Annotated in this window: 5 protein-coding genes; 4 read left to right on the top strand and 1 reads right to left on the bottom strand. The window is 67.1% G+C overall.

What is annotated here, in order from left to right; translation table 11 throughout:
• Nucleotides 1–3 precede the first annotated feature (3 nt).
• Nucleotides 4–168 (top strand): DUF397 domain-containing protein, encoded by a 165-nt coding sequence (locus BM362_RS50185; RefSeq protein ID WP_280142779.1) that lies wholly within the window; start codon nucleotides 4–6, stop codon nucleotides 166–168.
• A gap of 63 nt (nucleotides 169–231) precedes the next feature.
• On the opposite strand, the gene BM362_RS45970 is transcribed toward BM362_RS50185, so the two are convergent.
• Entirely contained in the window at nucleotides 232–933 is a 702-nt protein-coding gene (locus BM362_RS45970) for a haloacid dehalogenase-like hydrolase (RefSeq protein ID WP_093577421.1), read from the bottom strand.
• 89 nt (nucleotides 934–1022) lie between these two features.
• Here BM362_RS45970 and BM362_RS45975 point away from each other — a divergent pair, with 89 nt between their 5' ends.
• The 3 genes from BM362_RS45975 (at nucleotide 1023) to BM362_RS45980 (ending at nucleotide 4732) form a co-directional block, all read left to right on the top strand.
• Complete coding sequence (locus tag BM362_RS45975) at nucleotides 1023–2222, top strand: helix-turn-helix domain-containing protein (RefSeq protein WP_093577422.1); 1200 nt, start codon at nucleotides 1023–1025, stop codon at nucleotides 2220–2222.
• Between the two features lie 844 nt (nucleotides 2223–3066).
• A complete protein-coding gene (locus BM362_RS47210) occupies nucleotides 3067–3381 on the top strand; it encodes a hypothetical protein (protein WP_143132666.1) in 315 nt (104 codons plus the stop codon).
• A 325-nt stretch (nucleotides 3382–3706) separates the two neighbouring features.
• Entirely contained in the window at nucleotides 3707–4732 is a 1026-nt protein-coding gene (locus BM362_RS45980; protein WP_143132667.1) for a hypothetical protein, read from the top strand.
• The last annotated feature ends 20 nt before the right edge of the window (nucleotides 4733–4752 follow it).

The following is a 4752-nucleotide window of genomic DNA, read 5'->3' on the forward strand; positions in this document are numbered from 1 at the left end:
CCCCTGAGTAATCCCAACGGCAACCAATGCGTCGAACTCTCTTTCACCAGCAACGCGGTCGGCATGCGCGACAGCCAGAACCCGGACGGTGCGGTACTCGTGTTCGACAATGACGAGTGGAACGCCTTCGTGGGCGCGGTCGAGTCCGGGTTCTTCCAGCATCGCTGAGGGGCCGCGATCCTTCGACCGGGTGTTCCGCAAGGCGTGTCGGCGGCGTCGCGCCGGGCGTGTTCAGGCCACCAGCCGCTCGATCATGTCTGGGGTCAGTGCCGGAACGACCTCTACCGCGCCGGCCACGCGTAGTTCGTCTTCGGTGCTCTTGCCGGTCGCTACCGCGATCGCGCGTACACCGGCGGTCAGCGCTGCCTGGATGTCGTTGGGCGTGTCGCCGATCAGCACGGTGCGGCTGTTGTCGAACGGCACACCGAGGCGTTCGGAGGCTCGGCGTTGAGCGATCTGCACCAGACGTGGGCGGCTGGCGTCATCGTCACCGAACGCGCTGGTTTCCAGATCGAGGTAGCGCGCCAGCCCAAAGACTTCGAGTTTGATCCGGGCGACCTCCCGGAGATTGCCGGTCAGCACACCTTGGTGGGCGCGGGGATCGGTCGCCAGCGCGGCGAGCGTCTGCTGAGCACCAGGCAGCGCTCGACCGGTCGTGGCGAGTTCGTCGGCCATCTCGTTGTAGCCCGCCACAAGGGCTGCCGCGAGCCGCTCAACGGCTTCGCCGGTGGGGTCAACACCGTTGATGCGCAGGGATTCGGTCATGATGCCGAGTTCGGTCCGGCCCGCGATCGCCGCGAGCCTGGCCAGCGGTTTGCCCGTCGCAACGTGGAATGCACGGTCGTACACCGCGCGTCCCACGCCGCGGGTCTCGATCAGCGTGTGGTCGACATCCCACAACACCAGCGTTCGGGGCGATTCAGGCGCGCTCATGCGAAAAGTCTTTCACCACCAGCCGACCGAGCCCGGGGCAATATCGTTTACCCTGGTCACGACCTTGGAGGGCGGTCGGGAACTTCGCAATGAGCGATCATCTGGCGCAGGTGGTGGGCGAGCGGATCCGGTTCTACCGGACGGCTGTTCGCCGAACCAAGGCGGTCGTCGCCGGGCTGGCCGGCATCACACCGGACTACCTCTACCAAATCGAGCGCGGTCAGAAGGTCCCAACGCTCGCCGTGCTGGCCGAACTGGCAACCGTCCTGCATGTCGATCTCGCCGAACTGCTCAGCGCGGCGCCGACGCCACCTCGACTGCGCGCCGACAGTGTCGCCGCCGACGCGCTCTATCGCGCTCTCGTCAACCCGGCGACACCGTTGCCGAGCCCGCGCGGTTGTGACTCGGTACGCCGTGCGGTGCTCGACGCGTGGAGGACATGGCAGACCTCGCCACGTCGCTATACCGCGTTGACCGCCCAATTGCCCGTCCTCATCGGCGAGACAGAAGCAGCTCTTCACGGTGCCGACGCGGCGGGAAGCCGCGCCGCGCACGGCTCGGCGGCGGACCTCTACTGCTTGCTCCGCACCGTGACCAAGCGAGTTGGCCGTGGTGACCTGTCGTTGCTGGTTGCTGATCGGGCAGTCCGGGCCGCGGAAGAGGCAGACGACCCGGTCCGCTTGGCCGGGGCTCGCTGGAACCTGACCCAGGTCTTGTTAGCCGATGGGCAGGCCGAGGGTGCTGAAGCAGTCGCTATGCACGCAGTCGACGATCTCCGCCCGTTCCGGGCGAACGATAACCTCGACGCCTTAGCGCTGTCCGGAGCACTGCTGCTCATCGCGGCTATTGCCGCTGTGCGCAACGGAGACGCATGGGGAGCTCGCGACCTGCTCCGACTGGCCACCCCGCTCGCCGAGAAAACAGGCGAGCGCAACACCTGCTGGACCGCCTTCGGCCCCACCAACGTGGCCATGTACGCCGTCAGCATCGAACTCGAATCCGGCGAGGCTGCCGAAGGGCTGCGTCTCGCGGAACGCATCGAACCCCAACACTCACCCTCGATCGAACGGCGGGTCGCGTTCCTGCTCGACCAAGCCAAGGGCTACCAGCAACGCCGGGACTACGCCCGAAGCCTCCGACTGCTGGAAACGGCCGCGTCGGAAGCTACGGAAGACATGCAGTTCCGGCCAACGGCGCACAAGCTGCTGCGCACGACGATCGAACGCGGCCAACGATCGGTATCGGCCGAAGCCTCCCGCCTCGCCGGCCAAGTTGGCCTTCCGTTCTAACACCAAGCACGTCGCTCAAGACACCCGAACTGACAGTTCGGATTACCCGCCGGTAACCACCGTACCGTACTTCTGGCGCTTGGACACTGGACCTACGGAGGAGGGACGGGTAGGCAGGGATCGGCTTCTGGCCGAACAATGCCCTGATGATCGATTGTGGCACTTTGGTGGCACTTCGCCCGCTGCGTTCGCTCATAGTCTCGCCTGTCTCACGCTCAGCAACGACGCGCGAAAGGGGTGGCTATGACGATTCGTTTTCGCGAATGCCGCGAATGCGGAGATTCGCGGGCGTCGGCGGGCAGTCATGCCCGTCGGTCGCCTCGTCTCGAATGTTTCGTGGGTCATTTTCGCTCACTGCGAGCTAATTGTCGCGACGTGGGCGGGGCCGGGCATTTTCGTGCCGCATCTCATTGGGAGATGGTGGGCATGCCAACACCTGATTCTTGCGCCGGGGCGGCGCAAGGTGAGCAGTCACTGGGTGAGTTGACAAGGCGCGGGTGGCATTTCATGTCGGTGACCGATCACGCCGGTGAGCCGGTTGAGCTTGCTGGATCGTACGCGCACCCGGACTCCGATGTGGTGGACACGATTCGCATGCGCAGCCCGGAGGATTGCTTGGCGCGGCGGATAGCTGGAAATCCGCGCGCAGGTGGCGGAGTGACGTGGGAGCGCGACGGCGACTTGTTCTCGTGCGTCGCGGATTTGCTGGACTTTCCAGCTGCCGATGCCCGCGCGACACCCCGCTTAGTAATCGCGATCGCCCCGCAATTGCGGACTCCCGGATCGCCATTTCGTCATTGAATCCGCCGTAGCTTACCGGACATTCTTTTGGGGGATGAACTCCATGACCGACGATCGTCTAGATGTCAAAATGCACAGTAGCGAGGCGTGGCAGATGCGACCATTGGTGACGCATCGAGATCTTTTCCTTTCATCGCCAGTGAAAACCACACCTCGCACTGCGGACAAGGCGCGACTGCTCATGACGCCACACCTGGCACCGGTCGTGCTGCGCGAGCGGGATCGACCGCTGCGCGTGCTCGCGGAGGAGGCCGAACGCCGCTTGGGCATCCGCGCCGACGCCACAACTCCGGACGTCGACAGGAAGCCCCCACGGGGTCGTCGCCAGCTGGGAGTGCACGCCGATGGTGGCGAGTAAGACCCCGCCCCCGATGTCCTCGCCGCAGCCCGCTAAGGCCCTTCCCCCAGGGGTTCCGGGCGTTCCGGCGAGGACTGGGGCGGCGGAACCACAGAGCAATTCGACGATTCCCCCTCCTGCTCGTGGTTTCGCCGCCCCATCCCGCACCGACTCGAACGAGGGCAGGTCGATGCCGGTGGTGATCGTGCTCCCTGCTCACGCACACACGGCGACCATCGGCATGGTCGCGCGCCACGTCGAGGATGCGGTGCTAGCCGGAGCGCGCGGTCGGCCGGTGTGCACGGTGCTGGTTGATACCAGCGACCGGAAGGACCCGTCGACCCAGATGAGGTTCGCTTCCAGCGGTTTGTGCGCGGCGCACGTAGTGCTGACCTTGCCGGGCGCGAGCTGGGGCGCGGCGGTGGGGCGCGGCCTGCGCCACGCCGCGCAGGTCGGTGCCGGGGAGGTGGTGCTGGCCGATCCCGGCATGCCTGCGGATCTTGAGGCACCGGCCGATGAGTCCCGGCTCGCGGCGGCGTTGCGCCGCCTGCGCGAGCAGGATCGGCCGGGAGCGGTGTGCAGCCCGTTGGCCGCGCCGTGGTGGCAGCGTCTGCTGGCCATCCACGTGCTGCGGCCCTTATGTGCACCGGCGCTGGGTTTGACGCTGGTGGATCCGCAGGCCCGCACGCTGGTGCTGTCCGGCGACGCTGTATCAAACGCGCTCGCACCGGCCTGGGGCTTGATGCACACGGGCTGGGAACACGGGCACGGCCTGGGTCTGTTGGCGGCTGTGCGCGAGGCCGGTCTGGATGTCGGGCAGACCTTGCCTCGTGTTCCGCATCCGGAGGCGTTCGCGCGGTCGATGAGCCGGGACCCGGTGGATCGTGGCGAAGCGTCCGCGCTGCTGCCGATCGCGCTGCGGCTGGCGTCGGTCGCCTCCCCACCGCGCGAACCGGCACCGGTGGTGCCGTGGGTGGCCGATCTCGGGTTGGCCAGAGAGCAGCTTCCGCCGCCGGAGGTGTTCACCGCGATGCTGACGCAGTGCTCACGCAGAGCCCAGGTGCTGGCTTCGCGGAGGGGCGACGCCGCGGGCTGGCCCGAGCCGTTGCTGAATTCCTGGCACGCCGCCCGCACGCTGCGAGCCGATATTCCCGCGATCGCTGAGCGGTTGTGGCTGGCGTATCTGGCACGGCTCGCGCCATGGCTGCGCTTCGGTGCCAGCGCCGGTGGCTACGCCCTGCCCGCCCGCCACTCGGTGGTCGCGGCAGCACGCCAATTTCTCCTGGCCACCGGAACACCGGTCATGGCCGAGCGGACCGCCGAGGATGTCAGCGGCGAGTCCACCGCCCCGCCTCTTCCCGGCACCGGCTGAGCACAACGGACGCTCGCAGT

Source organism: Amycolatopsis rubida, from assembly GCF_900115345.1.
Classification (GTDB): domain Bacteria; phylum Actinomycetota; class Actinomycetes; order Mycobacteriales; family Pseudonocardiaceae; genus Amycolatopsis; species Amycolatopsis rubida.

Coding starts and splice junctions, on each gene's coding strand:
- BM362_RS45975 (WP_093577422.1), top strand. CDS start 1,023: ATGAGCGATCATCTGGCGCAGGTGGTGGGCGAGCGGATCCGGTTCTAC.
- BM362_RS47210 (WP_143132666.1), top strand. CDS start 3,067: ATGACCGACGATCGTCTAGATGTCAAAATGCACAGTAGCGAGGCGTGG.
- BM362_RS45980 (WP_143132667.1), top strand. CDS start 3,707: ATGAGGTTCGCTTCCAGCGGTTTGTGCGCGGCGCACGTAGTGCTGACC.
- BM362_RS45970 (WP_093577421.1), bottom strand. CDS start 933: ATGAGCGCGCCTGAATCGCCCCGAACGCTGGTGTTGTGGGATGTCGAC.